Below are 23,936 nucleotides of genomic sequence, written 5' to 3' on the forward strand. Positions count from 1 at the left end.
GGATAACAAGACGGCCCACTGTGAAACAGTGACTTAACCGGTCGAATTCAGTGATCAATTACGGGCCCTATCTAACCTTGATGCGTCCCATTCTCATCTATAAATAAAGTGTTTTTTAAGGGTTCCCTGTCTCGACGTATACAGAGGCTCATTTACTCCTCTACCAAGCTTACCAACTTGTTTCGCAGCCATTGATTGGCTGGGTCGTCGTGTTGATTTTTATGCCACAGCAGGTGCCAGTCCATTTGAGGTATTTGAAACGGAAGCTCAAACAATCGGGCTGAGTACTGTCGCGCCAGGCTGGCGGGGACTGTCAGTGCCAGGTCGGTTCTCAATACCACTAACGGTGCGACCCGGTAGTGCTGGACCCTCAATTTCACATTGCGACGGCGCCCTAACTTGTTCAGGGCAATATCTTCCAGGCCAGGACCACTGCGACGGCTGGAGACATGGATATGTTCCAGCTTCAGGTACTGTTCCAGGGTAAGGCTGGCGGAATCCGCCAAGGGGTGATCGTGGCGCAACATACACAGGTAGCGATCGTTCATCAGTCGCTGTTGTTTTATCTGTGGGGAAGTGGGTACGGGAACATCCAGGGCAAAGTCCAGCGTGTTGGCGGCCAGTTCCTTGACCAGCTGCTCCCTTGGGACCTGGAAAGACTCGACAGTAATACCTGGGGCCTCCTGCTCCAGCACTTCCAGCAGCCTGGGTAAAAGGAAAGTCTCCGCCATATCGTTCATGGAGAGGCGCAAGGTTTTTCTGGCTTCCTGTGGCACAAAGTGACGCTGCTCGCTAAGGCTTGCCCCCAGTAGAGAAAGAGCTTCCTGGACCTTCGGCATAATACTTTCAGTCAGTGGCGTCGGTGCCATACCGGTGGGACTGCGAGTGAATAGTGGGTCGTCTAACGTACGGCGAAGTCGTGCCAGAGCATTACTGACAGCCGGCTGGGTGATGTGCAGTTGCTCAGCGGCACGAGTCAGGTTTCGGGTTGCGTATATCGCCTCCAGCACGGGAAAGAGGTTCATGTCGATTCGCTGTAATTGCATTGCTGCCACCGTCATCACTCTCATGAATGATTCAATATTCGCATAATAAACTTTGATGATTCAAATGCTGGGGATAGGGTTGGGGAGATCAAAAGGGGAGGGAAATAGGTGGCTGAATTTATTCTGGTACGTCACGGACAGGCTTCATTTGGGGCCGATGACTATGACAATCTCTCCGATACTGGCTGGCAACAGTCGCGCTGGTTGGGTGAATACTGGCGGGATAAGGGTATTCGTTTCGACCGGCTGCTGTGCGGCAACCTAACTCGGCATCGGCAAACTTTGGACGGTATTTGCGAGGGGTTGGAACTCCCCAGTGAAAATACTCGCAGTGTACTCCCCCAGCTTAATGAATTTGATTTTCTAGCGGTTGCCAAGCATTACAGCGAGCTATACCCGGATCGGGCACCGGGAGCAGGTGCCAGTCGCGCCGATTTTTATCGATTCCTGAAGCAGGGGATGCTGGCTTGGGCCGCCGGTGACATCAGTCCACCGGAAACCTGGTCGCATTTTGAAGCCAGAATCGCAGATGCGCTTAAAAACATTTGCGATAGCCCCAAAGGCAGCCGAACCCTGGTTGTTAGTTCGGGCGGTGCCATTGCCATGATGTTGACGCAAATATTGGGCGGCTCAATTTCCACCGTCGCCAATCTCAATATGCAAATCCAAAACACAGCCGTTAGCCGTTTATTTTTTAGTGCAGAAAATATCAGTCTGCACAGTTTCAATCATGTGCCGCACCTGGATCGGGATGGGCGTCACGAACATATCACTTACAGTTGATTGGGCAGGTAGCGATGGAATTTGAATACTCAGACAAGGTAAAAGGACTGCTGGAACGCCTGCAAAATTTTATGCAGGAGTATGTCCATCCGGCCGAAGCGATATTTATGCAGCAGTTGCAGGAGGATCGCTGGGGAGAGCCGGCGATTTTGGCAGAATTAAAGATTAAAGCCCGGGAAGCGGAACTCTGGAATCTGTTTTTACCGGATTCCCGTTACGGTGCCGGGCTCAATAACCTGGAGTATGCGCCCCTGGCTGAGGAAATGGGGAAAGTGCTTTTTGCATCGGAGGTATTTAATTGTAATGCCCCGGATACCGGCAATATGGAAGTTTTGGCTCAGTACGGTTCTGAGGCCCAGCGGGAACAATGGTTAACTCCGCTTCTGGATGGAAAAATTCGCTCTGCCTTTGCTATGACCGAACCCCGGGTTGCCTCCTCCGATGCCACTAATATTGAAACGTCGATTACCCGCGATGGCGACAGTTACGTTATTAACGGCCACAAGTTTTATATCAGTGGCCTGATGAATAAACGCTGTAAAGTGATGATCGTGATGGGTAAGACCGACCCGGAAAATCCCAATCGTCACCAGCAGCAATCGCAAATCCTGGTACCCACCGATACGCCTGGAGTCAAAATAGTTCGCCCGATGACGGTATTCGGTTATGACGATGCACCGGAAGGGCATGCAGAGGTGATTTTTGAAAATGTCCGGGTGCCCGCAAGCCATTTAATTCTTGGAGAGGGGCGCGGTTTTGAAATTGCCCAGGGACGCTTGGGGCCGGGCAGGATACACCACTGTATGCGGTTGATTGGCCAGGCACAAAGAGCACTGGAGATGATGTCGGCACGCGCGGAGCAGCGCATAGTTTTTGGTCGCCCGATGAGCAAGCAGGGATCGGTGCGTGAAGATATTGCCAAATCCGCCTGCGAAATTGAGCAGGCGCGCCTGCTGACTCTGAAGGCCGCTGCGCAAATGGATCGGTTGGGTAATAAGGCGGCCAAAGATTTAATCGCGATGATAAAAATTGTCGCGCCACAGATGGCTTGTAAGGTGATAGATCGCGCCATACAGATTCACGGCGCCGCAGGATTGGGGCAGGATTACAGTCTCGCCCATCACTATGCCTATGCTCGGACCATCCGTCTGGCGGATGGCCCCGATCAAGTCCATATGATGCAGTTGGGCAGAAACCTGGCAGCTCACTATGCCGCCGCGGAAAATCATGGAGGACTCAGTGACTGAGACGGTAAACAATTTGCGCAGCTCTGTGGAAGAGCTGCCTGTTGAGCGACTGCAAGAATATTTGTCCGGCAAAGTCGACGGTTTCAATGGGCCTGTAACGGTCACCAAATTTCCCGGTGGCCAGTCTAACCCCACTTTTAAGTTGCAAACCTCGGCGCGATCTTATGTTTTGCGGCGCCAGCCTCCGGGCAAGTTATTGAAATCTGCCCATGCCGTAGATCGGGAGTACCGGGTAATGTCGGCACTCGCCGATACTAATGTGCCGGTGCCCAAGGTATTGCACCTCTGTGAGGACCGGGACCTGATCGGTTCTATGTTTTATTTAATGGAATATTGTGAGGGCCGGATATTCTGGAATGCGGCACTGCCGGAAGTTGACGTCGAGCAGCGCAGTGCAATGTACAATGAAATGAATCGTGTACTGGCGGCCATGCACAGTTTGGATATTAATGCCGTAGGCCTTTCGGATTACGGCCGACCAGGTAATTACTTTCAGCGGCAGTTGGACCGCTGGAGCACTCAATATCGAGCCTCTGAGCTGGAGCCCATTGCCGCAATGGATGAGTTGATGGCCTGGTTGGGTGACGTTTTACCGGATGATGATGGGCGTATCGCATTGGTGCACGGTGATTACCGGCTCGATAATATGATTTTCCATCCTCAGGAGCCCAAGGTCATAGCGCTTTTGGATTGGGAACTTTCCACACTGGGACATCCCTATGCCGACCTCGCTTACCAGTGTATGCAAATGCGAATGCCCGCAGGCAAAGACAAAATGTCCGGCCTATTAGGCTTGGATATAAAGGCCTTGGGTATCCCCTCCGAAAAAGAGTATGTGGCCAAATACTGCCAGCGAATGGGTATTGATGGGATTGATAATTGGCCGTTTTATCTGGCATTTAGCTTCTTTCGCCTGGCAGCGATTGTTCAGGGGGTGGTGAAGCGTGCAAAAGACGGCAATGCCTCCAATAAAAATGCGGCAAAACTGGGAGCCCTGGTAGAACCCCTCGCACAAGCTGCATTGGATATCGCTGCTAACGGTTAACTTCTGAAATTATAAGGATAAGAAATGGCAAAGAATATTTTTGATCTCTCGGGAAAAATTGCCCTGGTGACGGGCGCCAGTCGAGGTATTGGTGAGGCCATCGCAAAACTTTTGGCTGAGCAGGGTGCCCATGTTTTGGTTTCCAGCAGAAAAATTGAAGGGTGTCAGGCCGTAGCCGATGCAATTGTGGATGCCGGAGGCTGTGCCGATGCGATCCCCTGCCATATTGGCAACATGGATAATATCCAGCAGGTTATTGGCGATATTCGCGAGCGATTTGGTCGCTTGGATATTTTGGTCAACAATGCGGCGACTAATCCCTATTTTGGCCATATTCTTGATACTGATCTAGCGGCCTTCGAAAAGACGGTAGAGGTCAATATACGCGGTTATTTCTTTATGTCGGTAGAAGCTGGCAAGTTGATGCGAGAGCAGGGGGGTGGCGTTATTGTAAATACCGCGTCAGTGAATGCCTTGCAACCGGGTGTAGGGCAGGGTATTTATTCTATTACCAAGGCGGCGGTAGTCAATATGACCAAAGCGTTTGCCAAGGAGTGTGCGCAATTTAATATCCGGGTGAATGCTTTACTACCAGGGCTTACAAAAACCAAATTCGCCGGGGCATTGTTTTCCCACGAGGATATTTATAAAACTGCGGTTGGCCATATTCCCATGCACCGTCATGCGGAGCCGGAAGAGATGGCGGGTACCGTTTTGTATTTGGTCTCCGATGCTTCCAGTTATACGACCGGCGAGTGTGTCGTTGTAGATGGTGGTTTGACTTCGTGTGGGGGGATTTAACCATGCATGATCCAATTCTCGATTTTAGCGATAAAGTCGCACTGATTACCGGTGCTGCCAGTGGATTTGGAAAATTACTGGCCGAGGAGCTTGGTTCTCGGGGCGCTCGTTTGGTATTGGGAGATATCAATGAAGAGGCTTTGATGCAGTTGGCGGACAAACTGGGAAGCCAAAATATTGCTGTGCGCGCCCAGCGCTGTGATGTTTCCCAAGAGTCTGATTGCGCTGCTCTGGCGCAATTGGCTCAGTCAGAGTTTGGACAGCTGGATATCGCTGTTAACAATGCTGGAATCGCGCCTCCGATGATGTCTCTTAAGCAGACCGATGAGGCCATGATGGATCTTCAGTACAACGTTAACCTTAAGGGTGTTTTCCTGGGGCTTAAACACCAGTTGCCCCTATTGAAGATGACCGGCGGAGCTGTACTGAATGTTTCCTCTATGGCGGGGCTGGGCGGTGCTCCCAAGATAGCCTCTTACGCAGCGGCAAAACATGGTGTGATCGGCCTGACCAAAACGGCAGCGATGGAAAACGCCAAGTACGGTATCCGTGTAAACGCGATTTGCCCCTTCTATTGTCTGACCCCGATGGTTACCGATATTGCAACTGAAGATGCCAGCCCTGAACAAGTTCAAGCGTTTCTCGCTGAGGGATGCCCGATGAAACGCCTGGGCAAGCCGGAAGAAGTCGTAGCGGCCATGTTGATGCTGGTTTCCCCAAAAATGACTTACATTACCGGGCAGGCATTAGCGGTAGATGGCGGCCTCTCGGCCTATTGAGGTTGGGAGTCGCTGAGAAAGCGAATAGAGAATCGAAAAGGAGCCTTCGATGCCTGTAGAAATCTCACCTGATAGCCTCGGCTATTACATTGGTTTTGAAACAGAGCCCACAGACTGGTTTGAAGTTGACCAGCAGAGAGTTGATAGCTTTGCTGAGTGCACCTTGGATCGACAGTTCATCCATGTAGACCCAGAGGCCGCGGCGAAAACGCCTTTTGGGGGAACGGTTGCCCATGGTTTTCTATCACTGTCACTGCTGCCTTATTTTGTAGGGGCTCTACAGATAACGGTTACAGGTGCTTATATGGGGGTGAATTATGGTTTGGATAAAGTCCGCTTTATCAACCCGGTAAAGACCGGTAGCCGGGTGCGCGTATTTGGGAAAATACTGGATATTATGGAGAAAAAAGAGTCCCACTATCAAATTAAGCTGATGGTAACAATGGAAATAGAGGGCGAGGCGAAGCCAGCTTTAGTTGCAGAGTGGATTTTCCTACAGATTACCTAGTGGGATCAGTATCAGGCCGGACCACCATGTTTCTAAGTCGCAGAGGAAAGTGGTGGATTCGATCTGTTTGAGAGTTGTTTAAGGCGAGTTTACAAAAATGTTTCTTGTTGTTTAAGGGTGTTGAGACCCATGCGAACAATATTCAAGTGAGAAGCGGGAATACCTTTTTTGTAGTACTCGCCAGTAAAGTCAAATTGTTGGACTTCGATAAATGGTGAGAATAGGGTGCATCCCCAGTAGGGGTTTATACCCCACCAGCCATATTTTCCGGCGGTTCTGGGGTTTCTTTGAAAGAAGTTGTAAGCCCTTTTGATATTGTCATATTTGAGTTTGAATTTTCTTTTGTCATTGATGCTGTGGGCATCAAATATCACCAGGCATTGTATAGAGATGCCTTGCCGACCAAGTGCATTGGCGATTTTTATCGCAGCATTTCCCCCTCTGCTGTAGCCAAACAATATCGCTGCTTTTTTGTGTGAAACACCATTTTTAAGGTAACGGTAAATAGTGAGCTTTCGTGTGTGGGAGAATATCCGCCCATGAAGTTGGTTGATTACTGACTTTAGTACTGGATTTTCTCCGGCAGAAGGACCACCGGCACCGTAGATGCCCACCACAGTGTAGTGGCTAAGTTGGGACTGTATAGGGAGTGAGAATTTGAATTGGCCGCTTGAACTTGATATCAGTTGTTTCTAGCTCCTTGAAGCCGTGCTCGATAAAATTCGGCAGTGACGCTTAGCACTTTTACGTAATTCATCGGGTAGGGATTCTTCACTTGCATCCTGCTGTTCTGCCCGCCAATAGTGGCACAAGGCAACATACTCGCCACTATTTACCTGATTGCGTAGTGCGAGCCAGGGGTCTGGCGCTGGGGTAACTGCCATCACAGTTTCTTTCCAATCCCTTAACGCCGGCTCGTACAAATGCTGCTCGGTGGAATTTGCCTTGTGAGTGAAGGCACCCAGGTGTTGGGCTGGATGAAGAAGCAATAGCAAGGCGGTTACTAAGCTACAACTTACTGTTGCACGAGAGAGTAGATGATTGACGTTTACTTTCGGCTTATAGGTTTGGGCTGTTTTATATAGATCGTCATCCAGCTGCTGCGGGGAAGTCAACGTCTCGGCTTCTTTAAAATATTGATTTTCCCAATTGCTCATAGCATTAACTCGATTACTCTTCGATAACTTCTACTTGCCAAGGTCTTCTCTCCGAACCGTATATCGCTTCGTCCAGTGCGGTTCGGGCGCGATGATATAGGGTGCGGCATTTATTGAGAGAGAGCTGCTCGATGTCAGCCACGGTTGCCAGTGGCAGCTTGCATTCCATATGCAGTAATAAAACATTGCGCAATTGAGAAGGTAAATTTTGAATCGCTGCGAGAATTCTATTCTGCTGTGGAGACTCTTGCGCGGATTTCTTCGAACTGGAAAATTCCTCAAGCTTGAGCAATTTATTGACTTGGATGTAAAGCCAACTTTTAAGCAGGCGCCCGTGCAATTCTGGCGGATTTTCCAAAAGACCACGCCAGAGTTTTTGCAAGAGTAAAGTGGATGAAGACGGCGCCATTTGCATACAGTAGCGATACAGGGAGTCTTTATGACGGCCGTAGAGTTGACGGAACACAGCAGGTTTGCGCGACTCCTTGTAGTATTGGAATAGCGCCTCGTCAGATAGCTGGCGTAACTCTTTGAGAGACAATGTCTTGAGCCTCCGTACGCAAATTATCCCGCCTCGAACCACTGGCCGAGTATTGGTTTATGCGGCGTCAATAAAGAAGATTGTAGTATGGTTCTGCGTCGCAATTATTCTCTGGCCAGTACTTATAATTTCAGCCGATGTCACGGTACGACAGATACGAATCTTCGGGCTTGCGAAGTATAGTTGCCCCTGGTTTGAGAGGTGGTTGCTCGGGTAAGGGCCAACGCCAGATTTATCGATAAGTGATGATGCGCCTAATTAGGCAATCAAACGTCAAAAAGAGGCTTGCTCTGGCAAGGGTAGTGGCAATTGAACAGGGCCTTGCCCCGCCCGGAGGTCTGTGAGTCGCAGGCCTACCCCAAGAAGGCGGATAGGAGCAGGGCGTTTTTCCCGACACTCCTTCAGTAGCTGGCGGAATTCAGAAATGCGCCCGGCACGGCTGCTGCGCTCGTGGGTGCTGGTAGTAAAATCTGCGTACTTTACTTTAACGGTGGCACCATTTACTTCGTAACGATCGCCGAGTTTTTCCAGCCGCTCCAGCAGGCGCATATACAGCTCTGTCAGCTGTTCCAGCCATTCGTCAAAACTGGATAAGTCTTCGCGAAAGGTGCGCTCGACACTAACACTCTTGCGGGAGCCATCGCCGCTTACCGGGCGATCGTCAACACCACGGCAAAGGTCGTAAAGGCGGCGGCCAAATTTGCCAAACTTCTTACTCAGTTCAACTTGTGAAAAATTGCGTAAATCCGCGCAAGTGCGAATGCCTTGTCGATGCATTTTCTCTGCGGTTACCCGTCCCACGCCGTGAATTTTGTTGATAGGTAGGCGCAAAACAAATTGATCGACCTCGCTCGGCGTAATGACTGTCAATCCGTCAGGCTTCTGCCAATCACTGGCAATTTTGGCCAGGAATTTATTCGGGGCCACCCCCGCAGAAATTGTGATACCCAGGGTATCGCGCACCCGTTGCCGGATTTCTTCAGCGATTAGGGTAGCGCTGCCGTGGCAGCGGCCACTGTCGGTGACATCCAGGAAGGCTTCGTCCAGGGATAGGGGCTCAATATCATCGCAGTAGTCGAGAAATATCTCCCGTATCTGCCCGCTGACCTCCCGGTACTTAGCCATGTTGCCGGGTACTACAATCAAATCAGGGCACAGTTTCTTGGCCTGGGCGGTAGGCATTGCGGAGCGAACCCCATAGCTGCGGGCTTCATAGTTGCAGGTAGAGATCACTCCGCGGCGGTCGCTACTGCCTCCAACGGCCAAAGGGCGTCCACGAAGATTGGGATCGTCACGCATTTCGACCGAAGCGTAGAAGCAGTCACAATCACAGTGGATAATCTTTCTCATGCTGTGATTATATACAGTGTTATGTCGTGCCAGAAAGTAATTTATGCCACTTGGACACCCGGCGATGACAGGTAGGTGAATAATGAGCAGTATTCCGTTGGTCGAGCACCCAACTTCCGATGATGTAGCCAGGGTTTTTGCTGAGATTGATGACGAGCTGGGGGGAATCCCCAGTCTGTTCCGTGTCTACGCCCAACACCCGGGATTGCTTGAGGCAAACTGGTACAAGTTTAAGACGGTGATGATTCACGGCTGTTTGTCGGCGCAGCTGAAAGAAGCCATTGGCCTGGCAGTCTCAGCCGATAACCACTGTGACTATGGCATTTACCATCACAGTATGTCTCTGCAAATGCTTGGGGTGGAAACGGATGAAGTGATGCGGATTCGCACTGACCCCAAGCATGTGCACTTTTCTGAAAAAGAGCACGCCCTGTTTGACTTGGCGCGCAATGCCAACAGCGCCCCTGATGACCATCGCGAGCACCTGATCGCCGCTGCGCGAAAGCTCGGTGCCGGTGATGATGAGATTCTTGAGGCGTTGGGCGTAATGGAGATGGTACTGGGGGCCAATCACATTGCTGAAGTACTCAGCCTGGCGCCGACCCGAGTGCCTCACAAGAAGTAATAACAGGCGCCCTTGGGCGGCTGTTCTACTTGGGTCTGCCGAAAATCAGTGCCAGCACAAACATCACAAGGAAAATAAAGAAGAGAATCTTGGCTATTTCAGTTGCGGTCGAAGCGATGCCACTAAAGCCAAAGAAGGCGGCGATCAGCGCAATAACCAGGAAGGTGACAGCCCAGCGCAACATAAGAGGCTCCCAATAGGGTGGAGGGAGCCTTGGGCTCCCGTTCCGCTAATTGATAGAGTCCCGCTCCACAGGTTCCAAATGGTCGCCTGCTTTCATCAGGGTTAGTTGCTCCAGTGTGGCAAACTGGAAGCCCTTTTGCCTGAGTTGCGCAGTAATGAGGGGCAGGGCCTCCATTACCTGATGGTGCTGACCATACATGGGATGCAGCAGAACTACACTTCCGTCTTTTGCCCTCTGGGATATATAGTCAGCTGCGACTTGAGCGCCGCCTGCTTCCAGTTGCTCAGTAGGATCGATATCCCAGTGAGCAATCTTGAACTGGTGATCACTTAAAAGCGTGCCCAGCTCGTCAGACATCTTTCCGTGAGGAGGGAGAAACATGGGCTTGCTGGTATAGCCATTACTTTGTAGTAGCCGACAGGTTTTTTTAATCTCTTCCTTGGCGCTACTCAAAGGCATCTGGGAAAGGTTTGTGTGTGAGTAACCATGGTTGCCTAACTGATGTCCAGCCTGAATGATTGCCTGGGTCTGCTCCGGGTACCTTTCCATTTCCTGCCCTGTAGGGAAAAAAGTGGCGGTCACTTCCAAAGACTCGAGCCGCTTTAACAGTGGCTCGGTTTTGTCGGGGGAGGGCCCCTCATCAAAAATAAGCGCTACCCATTTATCCTTGCCGGTAATTGCCTGGGCACAGATTGAAAATACAAAAAGCCAAATGCAAATAGCATTAATTATTATTTTCATTTTTTAGGGTTTCCACAGATAGAAAAAAAGCCGTCAATGACGGCTTTTTTTCTTTGAACTTGTTTAGCGCTCCAGCTGGTCCAGCTTGCCCTTCTTGCCGTCCCACTCCTCGGCATCCGGTAATGGATCTTTCTTCTCAGTAATATTGGGCCATACCTCGGCGAGTTCTGCGTTCAACTCGATAAATTCCTGCTGATCGTCCGGAACCTCATCCTCAGAGAAAATCGCGTTGGCGGGGCACTCCGGCTCACACAGGGCGCAGTCGATACACTCGTCTGGGTGAATTACCAGGAAGTTGGGGCCTTCGTAAAAACAGTCTACCGGGCAAACCTCTACACAGTCGGTGTATTTACACTTAATGCAGTTTTCCCCAATTACGAATGTCATGTTTGTCCCTCGATAGTGCCACTGAATTCTTCGTGCAGCGGATTTTATCAATTACTGGCGCGAATTGTAGTGGCTTTTCAGTCGATTTAGTTCACTGTTTATAACAGGATGAATTGGGCGACCAGGGTCGCCCGGTCTTTTACTTCAGTAACTTGCGTAAAGAATAGAGCGCTTCCAGTGCCTGGCGTGGCGTCAAATCGTCCGGATCAAGCTCCTCAAGGGCATCCACGGCCGGGTGGCTTGGGCTGCCAAACAGATCTACCTGCTGGGGGGAACCAGGGCCCGCGGCCATTGGCACAGCGGCTTCTTCCGGCTCCTGTTTGGGGGCCGGTGCAGGCGTAGCAATAGGAGCTGGCACATCTACCGACTGGGCGCCGGCTTCCAATGCTGCCAAGCGCGCGCGGGCCTCGGTCAATACATCACTGGGGATGCCGGCCAGTTTGGCTACCTGCAATCCGTAGCTCTTGGAGGCGGGCCCTTCCTGGATGCGGTGCAGGAAGACAATTCCCTCGCCGTGCTCGGTGGCATCCAAGTGGATGTTGGCGGCCTCAGAGCATTGGCTGGGCAGGTCAGTCAGTTCAAAGTAATGGGTGGCGAACAATGTAAAGGCGCGCACTTCCCCTGCCAGGTAGTGGGCACAGGCCCAGGCCAAGGACAGGCCGTCGTAAGTGCTGGTACCACGGCCAATCTCATCCATCAGTACCAAGCTGTGCTCGGTGGCATTGCGCAGGATATTGGCGGTCTCGGTCATTTCCACCATAAAGGTGGAGCGGCCACCGGCCAGGTCATCGGCACTGCCGATGCGAGTGAAGATACGATCGAGCAGGCCGATCTGGGCACTGTCGGCGGGCACGTAACTGCCGCAGTGGGCCAACAGGGCAATCAATGCTGTCTGGCGCATATAGGTAGATTTACCGCCCATGTTCGGGCCGGTAATTACCAGCATGCGGCGGTCATTGTGCAAATCAATATCGTTGGCCACAAAGGGCTCGTCCAATACCTGCTCCACCACCGGGTGGCGCCCGCCGGTAATATGCAGACCAGGCTCAGTGCTCAGTTCGGGACGGCACAGGCGCAAATCGTCAGCGCGCTCGGCCAAGCATGCCAGCACGTCTAATTCGGAGATACCCGCAGCAGCGGCTTGGAGCTCTGCCAGGGACTCATTCAGCTGATTGATCAGCTCTTCGTACAATGCCTTTTCACGAGCTAGCGCGCGGCTCTTGGCGGAGAGCGCCTTGTCTTCAAACTCCTTTAGCTCGGGCGTGATAAAGCGCTCTGCATTTTTCAGGGTCTGGCGGCGAATATATTCAGCTGGCGCCTTATCGCTTTGCCCGCGACTGATTTCAATAAAGTAGCCGTGCACCCGGTTGTAACCCACCTTAAGGGTGGGAATACCGGTGCGCTCTTTTTCCCGCTGCTCCAGTTGCACCAGGTAATCGCCGGCGTTTTCACTGATAGCGCGCAGCTCGTCCAGTTCTTCGTCGTAGCCGGTAGCAATAACGCCACCGTCGCGAATTACTACCGGAGGGTTTTCAATAATGGCATCTTGCAGTAGCTCTACGGTTTCTGGCCACTCGCCGATCTGGCTGCACAATTCATTCAATAACGTTGCGTCAGATTCCGCTAACTGTTGCTGGATTTCCGGGAATTGAGCTAGGGACTGGCCCAGGCGAGCCAAATCCCGAGGACGTGCAGAGCGCAGCGCCAAACGGCCCAGGATTCGCTCCATATCGCCCACAGGTTTGAGGGCATCACGCAGAGGCTCAAAGCCATAATCGGCAATTAATGCTGCGATGGCATCCTGGCGGTTGCGCAAGGTAGTCAGCTGGCGCAAGGGGTTGTTAAACCAGCGGCGCAGCAAGCGGCTACCCATAGCGGTTTTACAGCTATCGAAGACCGACAATAGGGTATTGTCATCGCCACCGTTCAGGTTCAGATCAATCTCCAGATTGCGGCGGCTGGCACCATCCAAGGCGACTGTCTCTTCACCACTTTCCGTCAGCAGGCCGCGAATATGGGGCAGCTCAGTACGCTGGGTGTCCCGTGCGTATTGCAGCAAACAGCCGGCAGCGATCACAGCACCGTGCATATGGCTGCACCCAAAGGCTTCGAGGTTCATGGTGCCGAATTGTTGGTTGAGCAGACGCAAAGCGCTCTCCAGCTCGAACTCCCAAGGTGCACGGCGGCGCACGCCCGCGCGGCGCTCGATTTCAACCGGCAGGCTAAGGTCTTCCGGCGCAAGCAGTTCAGCGGGATTGTGGCGCTGCACCTGCTCGGCCAGAGCTTCCAGAGTATCTGTTTCCTGAACCACAAAACGACCGGTTGCCAGGTCCAGCAGTGCCAGGCCAAATACATCGCCCAAGTGTGAAATAGCAGCCAGAAGGTTATCGCGGCGATCGTTGAGAAGTGCCTCGTCTGTGACTGTGCCCGGAGTAACAATACGTACGACCTGGCGCTCAACCGGCCCCTTGCTGGTGGCGGGATCACCGATTTGTTCACAGATGGCAACGGAAACACCAGCTTTAATTAGCCGCGCCAAGTAGCCCTCAGCTGCATGGTAGGGAATACCGGCCATGGGGATAGGTTCCCCCCCGGACTTGCCACGGGCAGTAAGGGTGACATCCAACAGCTCAGCCGCCTTCTTGGCATCATCAAAGAACAGCTCGTAAAAGTCCCCCATGCGGTAGAACACCAGCTCTTGGGGATGCTGGGCCTTGATGCGCATGTATTGTTGCATCATGGGGGTGTGTTCGGGTTTCGCGGCCTTGGTCTTGTTTGCGGTTTTTGGCATTTTTCTCTAAGAAAATCAGTAAGTTACAAAAGTGTTCGCAAACCCCAAGAGCCCCGCAGGAGTGGCGGCCGGCTCAGATTGGGGTAGGGGGCAGGTTTCCTCGGGGGCTTAATAAGCTGAAGCGTTCGATCAAATAATGAACGGCAAGCCCAAACCTGATGTTCCTGAAGCATACAATCGGGAAAGATCTGAACAGAAAGGTCCAGGCCAAAGTTCGAAGGGCTTCTTTATAGGGGGCGCAGAATAGCAGAGTGGGGGGCAAACCACTATGGATGGCTTATCAACTGCAAGTGGGATGGCCTGCAGCGACCCTGTGATTTTATGAGAGCCTTGTAGGGAAGCGGGACGTTTTCCTCTTTGAGGTAAGGACCGTCACTTTTCTTTCCTCTAATGAATCTGCTGCTGATCTCAACAAAAAAGATTCCTGACTCAGTAAGGTCGAGTACTAAACAAGCCAATTCTTTACGCGGTAGCGCATCCCTCCAGCTGGGACATATGTGCATAGTAGGCTGATGAAATACAGTACTGATAACTAAGTCCTGCTTCGTATATCAGAATTCAAAAGACGCTGCTCCTATTTCTGGGGAAAATTCTATAACTTGTTGATTTTTAAAGGATGTGAAAAATGATATAAAGCAGGGAGAGCTCGGAATTATAAAGACGCTGCTTTATATCTACTTGTTTCGTTTCGTGCCACTCAATGTATTTTTTTGATTTTATTGGGTTTTTAAGCGGGCTTTGATTGAAGGCGGTAGAATTATATAGAAGGGTGATATATAGAAGCTGCTTTTGAATTAACTGTTATAAGTATCAGGGATATGAAAAGAGTAACGTGGATTGATCCTAGGGATAAACCGGGCCTGCTCCATGCAGTTATGGAACAATGCGCAGGAGCCTCCCTTATTTCATTTGAGGGCTCATTGGAGCATTTGTCATTTTATAAATGGCCGAATGCTTCCTATGAAGAAACGCCAGTGCTTAAACGACAAACTATATCCCCAAAACAAGATTTCGTGATTCTCCCCTTAGATGAAGAAAGTTCCAAAGGCATGTGGAAAGAGCTAGCAGAAAAGGATCATCTGGTTAGAGAAGGCATCATTCATGTGCAGATAGCTATAGAGGGAGAGCTAGTATTTGGTGGTTATGATAATTTCGATAAAGAGTGCACTGTTGCATATAAAGGCTTGAGCGAAGGTTTTCTCCAAGACCTTAAAGAGCGAGGCACAATTCGTGGCTATGAACACAAATACTCATAACAAGTACAAGCAGGTTGCTGCGGGCCTTTTGGCCCTTCGCGGGACAGCCTACGCTACGCTCCGGCCGCCCCTGTTGTAGTCGTTCAGGCTGTAGAAAAACTAATTTATGTCTTTGCTTTCTTAGATGTGATCAGATATTAACCATAAATGGTGATTCTACGTGAATTCTGATCTAGCTTTCACTGATGAGTAGGCTATTTTTCACGTAGAAGCACAATACAAAAAGAGGGCTGAGTTTTTCTACACCCTCGTTATACGTAGGCAATGAACGAAGAAACACTAAAATTTATTGAAGAGCGGCGCCTTGTTTCGTATATGAACAAAACAAAGTGGCGAGAACTCGCTAATGCCATTACAAGTAACAGTGATTTCGAGCCTCAAGTAAGGCTTAAATATCTACGAGACTTAGAGGCAATGCCTGGGTTTTCGCTGCTTGATTGGGAATGGGTTCGCTATGGTCAATCTAACTGTATCGAGTGGATGGATATTGACCCATTCAAAAGAGAGCGAAGGGGCAATCTTTTGAGTGATAGAATTACTGACTTCAGTGGCTTTATAGCAACTGTTCTGAAAAATTACAATATCCCATACTCCATAGAAAATGGGTGTTACAGGGTATGGGGATATGCAAACCAGCAACCAGTTTTCGTATAACAAACGCAAGCACGCGGTCCCGTTTTCCGCTGCGCTCCAAACGGCCCGGTGTTGCGGGCGTTAAGTGAAAAATGAATATCTGGGAACTATACAAAGAAGACCAAAAGTTGGCCGACTTAACACAAATAGACCTTGATCAGCCTTGGTTCATAGGTGTGTTGGTTCCAACTCCGCCTTTTGATGAATACCGTAATCTCTTTGAAAAAGCTCAGAAATTTATAGAAACCGAAGAATTCGATTCTGAAGAATCAGAAGATACCTTTGTTGCAATTGATAATTTAAAACTGCAATTGGTGCGTATGTCGGATAAACGTGTATTTAAAGACGTAATGCTATGTATATCTGGTGATGAGGTATGGTGGCGTATTTAGTAACTGTATGTGAGTCACTTAACAAACGCAGGCACAATCGCACACTTCGTGTGCTGGACCTCCGGTGCTTCGCACCTCCGGCCTGTGCTGCGGGGCGTTATAACCAAATCAGACATAAGAGATAAATTTGAGAGCAGTCCATCTATTTTTTATCATTGCCTTTCCAGCTAATTCCTATGCGTGTTTTATTCAACCTGAAGGATTGGCCGAACAGCACGTGTCAGAATTTTTCCTTCTCTTAGGGATTTCTGCAACGATTCTAGTTCTTGCGCTTTTCATACGCTACTTAACAAGCAAGAAGCGTCTATGGGCACCAATAATTAGCGCGCTAGTTGTAGGCTACATTCCTGCGTGTATGTACTTTCTTTTTATGGAAGGTATCGCAGGTCCTGGAGGTGCTTGCGGTAGACCTGAACTCTTACAGGCAGGGCAAACCCTCTTAGTAGGTTTCGTAGCTATCCTAGTGTATGAAATTTTTAAGTATTGGAGAGCTAAGCGAACCAATGGGCTATAACAAGTTGCTGAAATACGTTTCGGTCGCAAAAATTGCGCCCTTCACCGGACAGCCTACACTCCGTTTCGGCTTCCGTTTAGCAAAGCGTTACATGCCTTAGGAAAAATTGTGTCTAGTCAAGAGGATGTATGTAAAAGATTCAATACTCTACCTTTTCCTTGCATGGGTAAAGAGAAGCTAGGTATTGCTATCGAAACCATTGGCAAGGTCCCAATCAATGGCTTGCGACATAATCCAGAAAACGGAACATGTGGTTGGTATATTTGGTGCGGCGAAGAAATGTCTCAAGATGCAGATTTTTTCAAGCCATTGCACGTTAGACATATCTCAGAATATTTACCTGAAGTGGAGCAATATCTTGCATTGCCGCCGGGTTATAGATTTTTAATAGCTGGAGAGTATGTGGATGTTTGGCATGATCCACAGCTCACCAGCATGTAACAAGTAAAGGCACCCGACGTCAAAACTGCCGCTTCGCTTTAGTTTTGACGCAAGTGCTTTAGGCGTTAAAAATAATCGAGCCATGAAAAATATTGTATTTACTCTACTTCTTCTATCTTCTGTTGTGTCAGCAGAAGAGTATATTTGCAGCTATCCGAACTATACGAACGGAGATCCTGTAATTCTGAAAATTTCAATCAACGGAGATAGAGCTAAAGTAGGTGGTAAGTATTCATCAAACTATAGGGTTTTAGAGAACAATGATATTGGGCTGGTTCTTACCAGATCTTTCTCTACCGAAGGGACCGAATCCCCTAAGCAACACGATATTGGGCTATTCGCACTAGTAATTGATAAAGCCAAAATGAAAATGATTAGAGGTAGTGTCACCTATCCGGACACAGAAAATAGCCTGAGAACCGGAACATGTAGCAAGTAATTTTTAACAAGTCAATGCAGCCGACCGCTAACGCGTCGGCTGATTGAAGCGTTAAGCACAAGACTTACCCACGTTTAGTAGACACCCTGTATAGTTAGGTTTAGGCCTAACACGGAGGTGTATCATGGGTAAGAAAAGAACTCAGGCGTATACGGAGGAGTTCCGCAGAGAAGCAGTTAAGAGAGCGGAAAAGCCTGGAGCAACAACGGCTTCTGTGGCGCGAGAGCTAGGCGTCAGCGCACAGCAGATCTACAACTGGCGTCGTCAATTTAATCGACTGTCTGATAAGCAGTTCAATAGTTTAGACGGTGTCGACTATTCCAAACAGGAAAGCGCTGAAGTTCGCAAACTCAAGAAGGAGCTGCATGAAGCTCGTCAGGAGGTTGAGTTTCTAAAAAAGGCAGCTGCGTACTTTGCGAACCACCAAGAGTAAAGTACGCATTGATACAAGAGCATGTAGGGTCATTTCCGGTTAGCTTGATGTGTCGGTGTTTAGAAGTCTCAAGATCGGGTTATTATCGATGGCGGGGGCGATTGCCATCTGCTCGCACGATTAGAGAGATACGAACAATCGAGAAAATCCGAGAGACGTTTGTTGAGTTTAAAGGTCGTTATGGCGCGCCTAGAATTGCTTGCGAGCTTCAAGAGTTAGGTGAGCCATGCTCGCGGAACTACGTCGCTAAGCTTATGCAACAGGAACATATTAAAGCAAGAAACGGCAAAGGCTTTCGATATAGTCAGCCCGTAGAGGGGAGCATTAACGTCTCCGCCAACTTACTTAAGCGTTGCTTTGATGTGGATCGACCAAATTGCCGCTGGACCAGTGACATTACGTATATCTGGGTTCTGGATAGGTGGCTATACCTCGCGGTAGTTATGGATCTGTACTCTCGACGTATTGTAGGTTGGGCATTCGACTCGCAGATGACCGATGAATTGACACGTCGAGCATTGAAAATGGCCCTAGAGCGACGACCAATAAAGCCTGGACTGCTAGTTCACTCTGACAGGGGTGTGCAATATCGATCGCAGAAATACCAGGATCTCTTGTCCGAAAGCAAGTGCAAGCCGAGTATGAGTCGCCAGGCTAACTGTTGGGATAATGCGGCAATGGAATCATTCTTTAGCAGGCTAAAAGTCGAGCTGGTCTATGCCGGAACATTCGAAAGCGAAGAGCAAGCAAAATCTGAGGTGTTTGAATACATTGAGATTTTCTACAATAGGGTTCGTAGGCACTCTGCATTGGGCTATGTAAGTCCAGCAGAGTATGAACGAAAATATGCATAGTTAGAGTGTCTACTTTTTGTGGGCAAGACCAGTGATACAAGGGTGGCCAATGAAATCGTTCATCATTAATCTTGTCGGCTTAGTTGGATCTTGGTATATGATTGATCTTACTTCCGAAAACTCGCTTAATTCAGTATTTGCTCCATTATTATTTACAGCCTTTCTAATTTCCAGTGTGCTGTGGTTTATTGTGGAGTTCGGGATAACTCAGGGTTCTAGCACTGGTGGTTACTTTGACAGTGGTGATTCTGGTGGTTTTGGTGGTGGAGATGGAGGGGGTAGTGATGGTGGGTGTTAGATCACTTAACAAGCGCATGTTGTTCGCTAATATCGTGGCCGGACGGCTTACGCTATGCTCCAGCCGTCGCAAATGCGAACGTTAAGTTTCAATTCATATGGAATACTTGAATAAGGATGATATTTTCGAACTAATAGATTCCTTGAGTAGTGATGTTGTTAGCTTTGATAGAGTGCGTCCACATAATAAAGGTGAAATTAGAAAATCAGCCTCAATGGATAGAAGAGAGCTGAAAGAGTTTATCGCTGGGGCTATTGAAGAGGAGCATCAACCTGGTGGTAATATTGAAATATTTATTCCATTAATCAATAAAATTTTAGTTGGGCAACATGACGGAGTTTATTGGCTTGAGAGCAACAATTAACAAGTTGCTGAAGTGCACTCCAGCCGCAAAAGGCGCGGCTCACGCGGGACAGCCAAATCTTTGGTTTGCCTGTCCCTTAGCAAAGCGTTAAATTTCACCATGAACGAACCACGAATAAAAACGGCAAATAAAAGTAATGGGTCCATATTCCTGGCGATAGCAATTGTTGGCGCTTTGCATTTTTTCTTGTTGGGTCAACTTTATACACATGTAGGCCCACAAGAAGCAGGAAAATTTATTGGAGGGGTGGTACTTCTGTTAATATCTTTCTTCTCAATACTGGTCGCAATCAACAATTTCAGATTTAAAGTATTTAAGTGTCCAAATTGCCGATTGCGTATAGGGAAGATAGAGCCACATGGAAAAGTCCCTGGAGATCCGATTTACCAGTATTGTTATTGTTGTAGTACTTTGTGGCTGGTAGGTAAGGTTCCTGGGCGCATACTGGCCGCCGGTGCAGATGCCTCCGATTCAGGCGCAGGCGGAGAATAAATTTAACAGTGCGCTGCAGGCCGACGTCTAACTTTGTGCACTTTATGCGCGGTCGCTACGCTCCCATTTTTGCATATAAAGCGCCCAAAGTTAGCCTCTAAGCCATGAATAAATTCTTAGTAGTCTTAGCTCTATTGATATGCTCACCAAGTGGGCTGGCAAGCTGCTGGATTGAATATACGAAGAAAACATTATCTGAAAGAATAGAAGAGTCGAATTTTACCTTTCGTGGAGAGGTTCAATATCGAAAGGCTATCGTATCGCAAGAAAAGGGGCATGAAGAAAGAATAGAGTCTATTGAAGTTCTATTTGATAAGGTCGAAGATCTTAATGGAAATAGAATTGAAAAAATCTATCTAAAGCTTGATACAGCCTGTACGTGCAAATACGACTTTCAAGTCGGGGTAAGATATGTGGTTATTGGAGATAAGTCAGGCGCTCGGATTTCGGTTCAGAATTGTAATAATATCCTTACGGAGCAAATCTATGAGTTGCATCAGAAGTTCGAGCTTGGTGGCAAAGGCTAACGAGTAGGTGATGTTCGTTCCAGCCTCTGCGTGGCTTCCATATGCCGCTTATGACTATGCCCACTCATATAATAAGAACACGAAGATCAAGCCAGTGAAGATCGAGTTCCCTGAGCCTTACTACAAAATAGAGGGAAGTTCTGCTGTAGTAGTTTACGGCAACTATATCGATAAGCTGTTTCTTTTGAAGAAAAATGGTATTTTAAAAGCTCGTGGGGACTTTCAATAAAAAAGCTAACAAGCAATGGCAGCATTGTCTAGACTATGAGAGATAAACGAGCCATATTTGCGACAGTTGAACTCTGGTATTGCGAACACAAAGGCATTCTGTTCGCAATCTTGGTTACGCTAGCAATTGGAGTGCTCTTCCTATATGTCGGTTTTCCTAAAAGCACTGAGCTTGTTTCAGGTGTCGCGCATGCTCAGGTTTATGATGGCAGCCAAACTGGAAATGAGCCTAAGCTCTTGGTCAAATTATCTAACGGCAACTTGGCTCATGTGGGGGTAAGTTCTCCTGGCCAAGTAAAAATAGGCTCAGAGCTGTGCCTATATAAAAAGACAAGTCATGCAGGTACAGTACATTTTTCAATTAAGGCAGTAGGTGAATGCACATAATAAAATTAAGCATGTGACGTTTGCTACGCGGCCGCACATACTAAAGGCGTTAAGGTTCTTCATGAATAAGCTTGTCACTCTATTATTACTAAGTAGCAATACTTGCTTAGCTCAGGATCTAGTAGGCACCGGGTAGGATAGGAGTGGGGGTATATTTGATGGTGAGTCAGGCTGGGACGAGTGTGAGTTTAGATATGACAACACTTTTAAGTGTACAAACTATCCAAAACTAGGCTGTTTGGTTTTACCTTTTGAAGGAGCTTGGGAGTTAATAGGTAACACTTTCATTCTTCGCTTGGATGGTTCTTATATGGTAAAGGCTCATATTGCCGAGATTGATAAGGATTTCTTTAGAGGGCTGGTAGAAAATGGCAATAAATTTACGTTTAGCAGGCAAAAGCCTTAACAAGGCAATGTAGCTGACGTTTTATTTTGTGCGTTTTTTATACCGTTGCTGCGCTCCAATATGTATGTTAAATGTTCACTTAGCAAGCCGCCGCTGATCTTAACGTTGTGAGAATAAGAACATGAAGAGTATTCCAATAATATTCACTCCCACTATTTCTCTCATGTCCGGAATTGCGTCGGCAACAATAATTTATGTAAAGCCAAATTATCCTTTAGAGGCACTTAAAAATTGCATAGAGGGTTGGGTAGAGTTCGAAGTGACGGTAATGCCTGGTGGTTTTTTTGAAAATGTTAAAATCATAGATTCTTACCCTGAAGGTGTATTTGATGAGGCAGCTAGAAAAGCTCTTATGAAATACAAGTTAGTGCCTAAGGAATTAATAGGCGTAACTGCCCCAGTTCATGGCGTGAAGCGCAAAATAAGCTACAATCTGGACGGCGAGTGTATACAGAAATAACAATCACAGGCAGCCGTGTCTACGGCCCTATGGGTCTCTGTAAGGTGTTAAGTGGTACAAGGGGGGGCAAATGAAATCATTCATAATTAATTTTTCCGGCCTAGTCGGATCTTGGTATTTGATCGATCTTACTTCCGAAAATTTACTTAACTCAGTTTTTGCCCCGTTAGTATTCACTGGCTTCCTAATTTCCAGTGCGCTGTGGTTTATTGTAAAGTTTGGAATTACTCAGGGCTCTAGCTCTAGCTCTAGCGCTTACCTTGGCAGTGGATATTCAGGAAATTTTGGTGGCGGAGATGGAGGCGACGGTAATGGTGATGGTGGGTGTTAAATCACTGAACAAGCACATATTATTTGCCGCTATCGCGGTCGAATGGCTTACGCTACACTTTACCCACCCTAAATGCGAGTGTTTAGTAAATACTCTGTAATCGAGTAACCATTGATAGCTATGTCTTCAATTTCGAAAAATAAAGAAGAATTAATCTCCTCGATTGAAAATTCTTATGAAAATTTATTTGCTGATTATATGGGAGTCCCCAAGGAGCTTTCGAGAGAGATTGGTGTCGAAGGTAATATAAAAAATACAGAAATAAGCGTTTCTGATACTATTTCATACCTGATCGGTTGGGGAAATCTTGTCCTAAAGTGGCATGAGCTTAGGGCAAATAATCTTGAAGTAGATTTTCCAGAAAAAGGTTACAGGTGGAATGAGCTTGGGAGGCTAGCGCAGCACTTTCATGCATCCTATAAGGATTGGTCTTATAAACAGTTGCTGACAGAATTCCAGTTTACAATACAAAAAATACTGAAGCTTGTAGACTCGTTGAGTAATGATGAACTTTATGGACACAGTTGGTATAAAAGTTACACCCTTGGGAGGATGATCCAGTTTAATACTTCATCTCCAATGAAAAATATCCGCACAAAGGTGCGCAGGTTTAAGAGGCAAAATAATATCAATTGAATTCATACAACCTGTAAACCCAGATGACGCCTAAGAAGTACCTAATTTATGCGTTTTGTTCGAGGTGACGAATGAACAGTGAAACAAAAAATGTACTGCTAAGTGCATATACAGCTATAGGGCTTCCTATATCAGGTATTTTGCTTTTTTTTGCATATCTTCTTACAGACAAGACAGTGCCTAGCGTTCAAGATTATGTAACTGCTACGATATGTGTATTTATTAGCTTAAGTAGTATTTATCTATATAAGAAATTGAGCGCTAGAGAATCTGACCCACCGTTAACTATTCGTACTGCGATTAATAGTGTTTTGTATATTGTAGCAGTAATAGTAATTACAAGTATCATATGGTAATCCTCCTACACAACAAGGGGTTCCAGTCGACACCCAAAGCTACGCACTTTTGAGTGTAAGGTTGCTGCGCTCCCCTTAATACACAAGTGGCGCTTCGCTCCTGGCGCGCCTGAATCCGACATTATGAGCTAAACGAGCTATATTTAAGCATGTTATAAAATTTTTATTTTTAGCGCTTTGTGGCGAAGCTATGGCCCGCCTAAAAATACTGAAGTAACACAAGCAAATGCTGACTTGCTGTCTATTAAGTTGGAAAAAATAGATTCTGGAAGTGTTGATACTTTTCTATATCAGCTTGAGTTTGCTAACAAACTCGAAAGTTGCTTAGCGGGACGGGTTCAAACCTTCCTATTGATTGATAAAAAGGAAATTTCAAGCTCTTCTATGGATTATAAAGTCGGCAGTGAGCAATCCAGTGTTTTACTTCATATGCCCGCATCGGGTTATGATATGGCGATAACTATCCAGTATTGCTGCTCAGAGGGAGTATCCCTCAGCTGTAAA

At 47.9% G+C, this 23,936-nt stretch carries 31 protein-coding genes; 22 read left to right on the plus strand and 9 right to left on the minus strand.

What is annotated here, in order from left to right; genetic code table 11:
* Nucleotides 1–152: 152 nt before the first annotated feature.
* Nucleotides 153–1,046: a LysR family transcriptional regulator gene (locus ACJJI8_RS12690; RefSeq protein ID WP_444905975.1), complete on the minus strand. Its 894-nt coding sequence runs from the start codon at nucleotides 1,044–1,046 to the stop codon at nucleotides 153–155.
* Between the two features lie 108 nt (nucleotides 1,047–1,154).
* Here ACJJI8_RS12690 and ACJJI8_RS12695 point away from each other — a divergent pair, with 108 nt between their 5' ends.
* Genes ACJJI8_RS12695 through ACJJI8_RS12720 form a run of 6 tightly spaced genes read left to right on the plus strand, consistent with a single transcriptional unit; the run spans nucleotide 1,155 to nucleotide 6,209 of the window.
* Nucleotides 1,155–1,829: a histidine phosphatase family protein gene (locus ACJJI8_RS12695; RefSeq protein ID WP_444916505.1), complete on the plus strand. Its 675-nt coding sequence runs from the start codon at nucleotides 1,155–1,157 to the stop codon at nucleotides 1,827–1,829.
* Nucleotides 1,830–1,843: 14 nt separating this feature from the next.
* On the plus strand, nucleotides 1,844–3,076 hold the full coding sequence (locus ACJJI8_RS12700; RefSeq protein ID WP_444932590.1) for an acyl-CoA dehydrogenase family protein: 1,233 nt from the start codon (nucleotides 1,844–1,846) through the stop codon (nucleotides 3,074–3,076).
* A complete protein-coding gene (locus ACJJI8_RS12705) occupies nucleotides 3,069–4,121 on the plus strand; it encodes a phosphotransferase (RefSeq protein WP_444932591.1) in 1,053 nt (350 codons plus the stop codon). Before ACJJI8_RS12700 ends, ACJJI8_RS12705 begins: the two co-directional genes overlap by 8 nt.
* A 24-nt stretch (nucleotides 4,122–4,145) precedes the next feature.
* Nucleotides 4,146–4,922 carry an SDR family oxidoreductase gene (locus ACJJI8_RS12710; RefSeq protein ID WP_282931833.1) on the plus strand — a complete coding sequence of 259 codons (777 nt, stop codon included), beginning with the start codon at nucleotides 4,146–4,148 and terminating at the stop codon, nucleotides 4,920–4,922.
* Nucleotides 4,923–4,924: 2 nt separating this feature from the next.
* A complete protein-coding gene (locus ACJJI8_RS12715) occupies nucleotides 4,925–5,701 on the plus strand; it encodes an SDR family NAD(P)-dependent oxidoreductase (protein WP_444898124.1) in 777 nt (258 codons plus the stop codon).
* A gap of 49 nt (nucleotides 5,702–5,750) precedes the next feature.
* Nucleotides 5,751–6,209, plus strand: coding sequence for a MaoC family dehydratase (locus ACJJI8_RS12720; RefSeq protein ID WP_444932592.1), 459 nt, complete (start codon nucleotides 5,751–5,753; stop codon nucleotides 6,207–6,209).
* An 89-nt stretch (nucleotides 6,210–6,298) separates the two neighbouring features.
* Here ACJJI8_RS12720 and ACJJI8_RS12725 read toward each other — a convergent pair whose 3' ends face one another.
* The 4 genes from ACJJI8_RS12725 to dinB form a co-directional block, all read right to left on the minus strand.
* The gene (locus ACJJI8_RS12725) at nucleotides 6,299–6,826 is read right to left on the minus strand and encodes a hypothetical protein (RefSeq protein WP_444932593.1); all 528 of its coding nucleotides are present in this window, start codon (nucleotides 6,824–6,826) and stop codon (nucleotides 6,299–6,301) included.
* 75 nt (nucleotides 6,827–6,901) lie between these two features.
* The gene (locus tag ACJJI8_RS12730) at nucleotides 6,902–7,366 is read right to left on the minus strand and encodes a hypothetical protein (protein ID WP_444898121.1); all 465 of its coding nucleotides are present in this window, start codon (nucleotides 7,364–7,366) and stop codon (nucleotides 6,902–6,904) included.
* A 13-nt stretch (nucleotides 7,367–7,379) separates the two neighbouring features.
* Entirely contained in the window at nucleotides 7,380–7,907 is a 528-nt protein-coding gene (locus ACJJI8_RS12735; protein WP_444912463.1) for an RNA polymerase sigma factor, read from the minus strand.
* Between the two features lie 273 nt (nucleotides 7,908–8,180).
* Entirely contained in the window at nucleotides 8,181–9,257 is a 1,077-nt protein-coding gene (dinB, locus tag ACJJI8_RS12740) for a DNA polymerase IV (protein ID WP_444932594.1), read from the minus strand.
* 82 nt (nucleotides 9,258–9,339) lie between these two features.
* Here dinB and ACJJI8_RS12745 point away from each other — a divergent pair, with 82 nt between their 5' ends.
* Entirely contained in the window at nucleotides 9,340–9,882 is a 543-nt protein-coding gene (locus ACJJI8_RS12745) for a carboxymuconolactone decarboxylase family protein (RefSeq protein ID WP_444898118.1), read from the plus strand.
* Nucleotides 9,883–9,907: 25 nt separating this feature from the next.
* Here ACJJI8_RS12745 and ACJJI8_RS12750 read toward each other — a convergent pair whose 3' ends face one another.
* The 4 genes from ACJJI8_RS12750 to mutS form a co-directional block, all read right to left on the minus strand.
* Nucleotides 9,908–10,066: a DUF1328 domain-containing protein gene (locus ACJJI8_RS12750; protein ID WP_282931841.1), complete on the minus strand. Its 159-nt coding sequence runs from the start codon at nucleotides 10,064–10,066 to the stop codon at nucleotides 9,908–9,910.
* Between the two features lie 45 nt (nucleotides 10,067–10,111).
* Complete coding sequence (locus ACJJI8_RS12755) at nucleotides 10,112–10,807, minus strand: polysaccharide deacetylase family protein (RefSeq protein ID WP_444932595.1); 696 nt, start codon at nucleotides 10,805–10,807, stop codon at nucleotides 10,112–10,114.
* Nucleotides 10,808–10,870: 63 nt separating this feature from the next.
* Nucleotides 10,871–11,194, minus strand: a complete 324-nt coding sequence (gene fdxA, locus ACJJI8_RS12760; RefSeq protein WP_108732342.1) for a ferredoxin FdxA — start codon at nucleotides 11,192–11,194, stop codon at nucleotides 10,871–10,873.
* A 139-nt stretch (nucleotides 11,195–11,333) separates the two neighbouring features.
* The gene (gene mutS, locus ACJJI8_RS12765) at nucleotides 11,334–13,985 is read right to left on the minus strand and encodes a DNA mismatch repair protein MutS (protein ID WP_444932596.1); all 2,652 of its coding nucleotides are present in this window, start codon (nucleotides 13,983–13,985) and stop codon (nucleotides 11,334–11,336) included.
* Between the two features lie 818 nt (nucleotides 13,986–14,803).
* Between mutS and ACJJI8_RS12770 the strand changes: the two genes are divergently transcribed.
* The 15 genes from ACJJI8_RS12770 to ACJJI8_RS12840 all read left to right on the plus strand — a co-directional run bounded on the left by ACJJI8_RS12770 (nucleotide 14,804) and on the right by ACJJI8_RS12840 (nucleotide 23,076).
* Complete coding sequence (locus tag ACJJI8_RS12770) at nucleotides 14,804–15,241, plus strand: hypothetical protein (RefSeq protein WP_444932597.1); 438 nt, start codon at nucleotides 14,804–14,806, stop codon at nucleotides 15,239–15,241.
* Between the two features lie 264 nt (nucleotides 15,242–15,505).
* Nucleotides 15,506–15,895, plus strand: a complete 390-nt coding sequence (locus ACJJI8_RS12775) for a DUF6678 family protein (protein ID WP_444932598.1) — start codon at nucleotides 15,506–15,508, stop codon at nucleotides 15,893–15,895.
* A gap of 71 nt (nucleotides 15,896–15,966) precedes the next feature.
* Nucleotides 15,967–16,266: a hypothetical protein gene (locus ACJJI8_RS12780; RefSeq protein WP_444926028.1), complete on the plus strand. Its 300-nt coding sequence runs from the start codon at nucleotides 15,967–15,969 to the stop codon at nucleotides 16,264–16,266.
* Between the two features lie 622 nt (nucleotides 16,267–16,888).
* Nucleotides 16,889–17,221, plus strand: a complete 333-nt coding sequence (locus tag ACJJI8_RS12785) for an immunity protein Imm33 domain-containing protein (protein WP_444932599.1) — start codon at nucleotides 16,889–16,891, stop codon at nucleotides 17,219–17,221.
* 82 nt (nucleotides 17,222–17,303) lie between these two features.
* Nucleotides 17,304–17,660 carry a hypothetical protein gene (locus tag ACJJI8_RS12790; RefSeq protein WP_444932600.1) on the plus strand — a complete coding sequence of 119 codons (357 nt, stop codon included), beginning with the start codon at nucleotides 17,304–17,306 and terminating at the stop codon, nucleotides 17,658–17,660.
* Between the two features lie 124 nt (nucleotides 17,661–17,784).
* Nucleotides 17,785–18,093, plus strand: coding sequence for a transposase (locus ACJJI8_RS12795; RefSeq protein ID WP_444895975.1), 309 nt, complete (start codon nucleotides 17,785–17,787; stop codon nucleotides 18,091–18,093).
* Nucleotides 18,094–18,101: 8 nt separating this feature from the next.
* Complete coding sequence (locus tag ACJJI8_RS12800) at nucleotides 18,102–18,947, plus strand: IS3 family transposase (protein ID WP_282933833.1); 846 nt, start codon at nucleotides 18,102–18,104, stop codon at nucleotides 18,945–18,947.
* A 49-nt stretch (nucleotides 18,948–18,996) separates the two neighbouring features.
* Nucleotides 18,997–19,245, plus strand: a complete 249-nt coding sequence (locus ACJJI8_RS12805; protein WP_444898090.1) for a hypothetical protein — start codon at nucleotides 18,997–18,999, stop codon at nucleotides 19,243–19,245.
* A gap of 106 nt (nucleotides 19,246–19,351) precedes the next feature.
* Complete coding sequence (locus ACJJI8_RS12810; RefSeq protein ID WP_444898089.1) at nucleotides 19,352–19,609, plus strand: hypothetical protein; 258 nt, start codon at nucleotides 19,352–19,354, stop codon at nucleotides 19,607–19,609.
* Between the two features lie 596 nt (nucleotides 19,610–20,205).
* Nucleotides 20,206–20,628, plus strand: coding sequence for a hypothetical protein (locus ACJJI8_RS12815; protein ID WP_444932601.1), 423 nt, complete (start codon nucleotides 20,206–20,208; stop codon nucleotides 20,626–20,628).
* Nucleotides 20,629–20,638: 10 nt separating this feature from the next.
* The gene (locus tag ACJJI8_RS12820; protein ID WP_444932602.1) at nucleotides 20,639–20,857 is read left to right on the plus strand and encodes a hypothetical protein; all 219 of its coding nucleotides are present in this window, start codon (nucleotides 20,639–20,641) and stop codon (nucleotides 20,855–20,857) included.
* 35 nt (nucleotides 20,858–20,892) lie between these two features.
* Nucleotides 20,893–21,243, plus strand: a complete 351-nt coding sequence (locus ACJJI8_RS12825; protein ID WP_444898086.1) for a hypothetical protein — start codon at nucleotides 20,893–20,895, stop codon at nucleotides 21,241–21,243.
* Between the two features lie 527 nt (nucleotides 21,244–21,770).
* A complete protein-coding gene (locus ACJJI8_RS12830) occupies nucleotides 21,771–22,109 on the plus strand; it encodes an energy transducer TonB (protein ID WP_444932603.1) in 339 nt (112 codons plus the stop codon).
* A 70-nt stretch (nucleotides 22,110–22,179) separates the two neighbouring features.
* Nucleotides 22,180–22,440: a hypothetical protein gene (locus ACJJI8_RS12835; protein WP_444932604.1), complete on the plus strand. Its 261-nt coding sequence runs from the start codon at nucleotides 22,180–22,182 to the stop codon at nucleotides 22,438–22,440.
* A gap of 120 nt (nucleotides 22,441–22,560) precedes the next feature.
* Nucleotides 22,561–23,076, plus strand: coding sequence for a ClbS/DfsB family four-helix bundle protein (locus ACJJI8_RS12840; protein ID WP_444932605.1), 516 nt, complete (start codon nucleotides 22,561–22,563; stop codon nucleotides 23,074–23,076).
* Nucleotides 23,077–23,936: the final 860 nt, after the last annotated feature.

Source organism: Microbulbifer maximicatervae (SeqCode) (assembly GCF_052467695.1).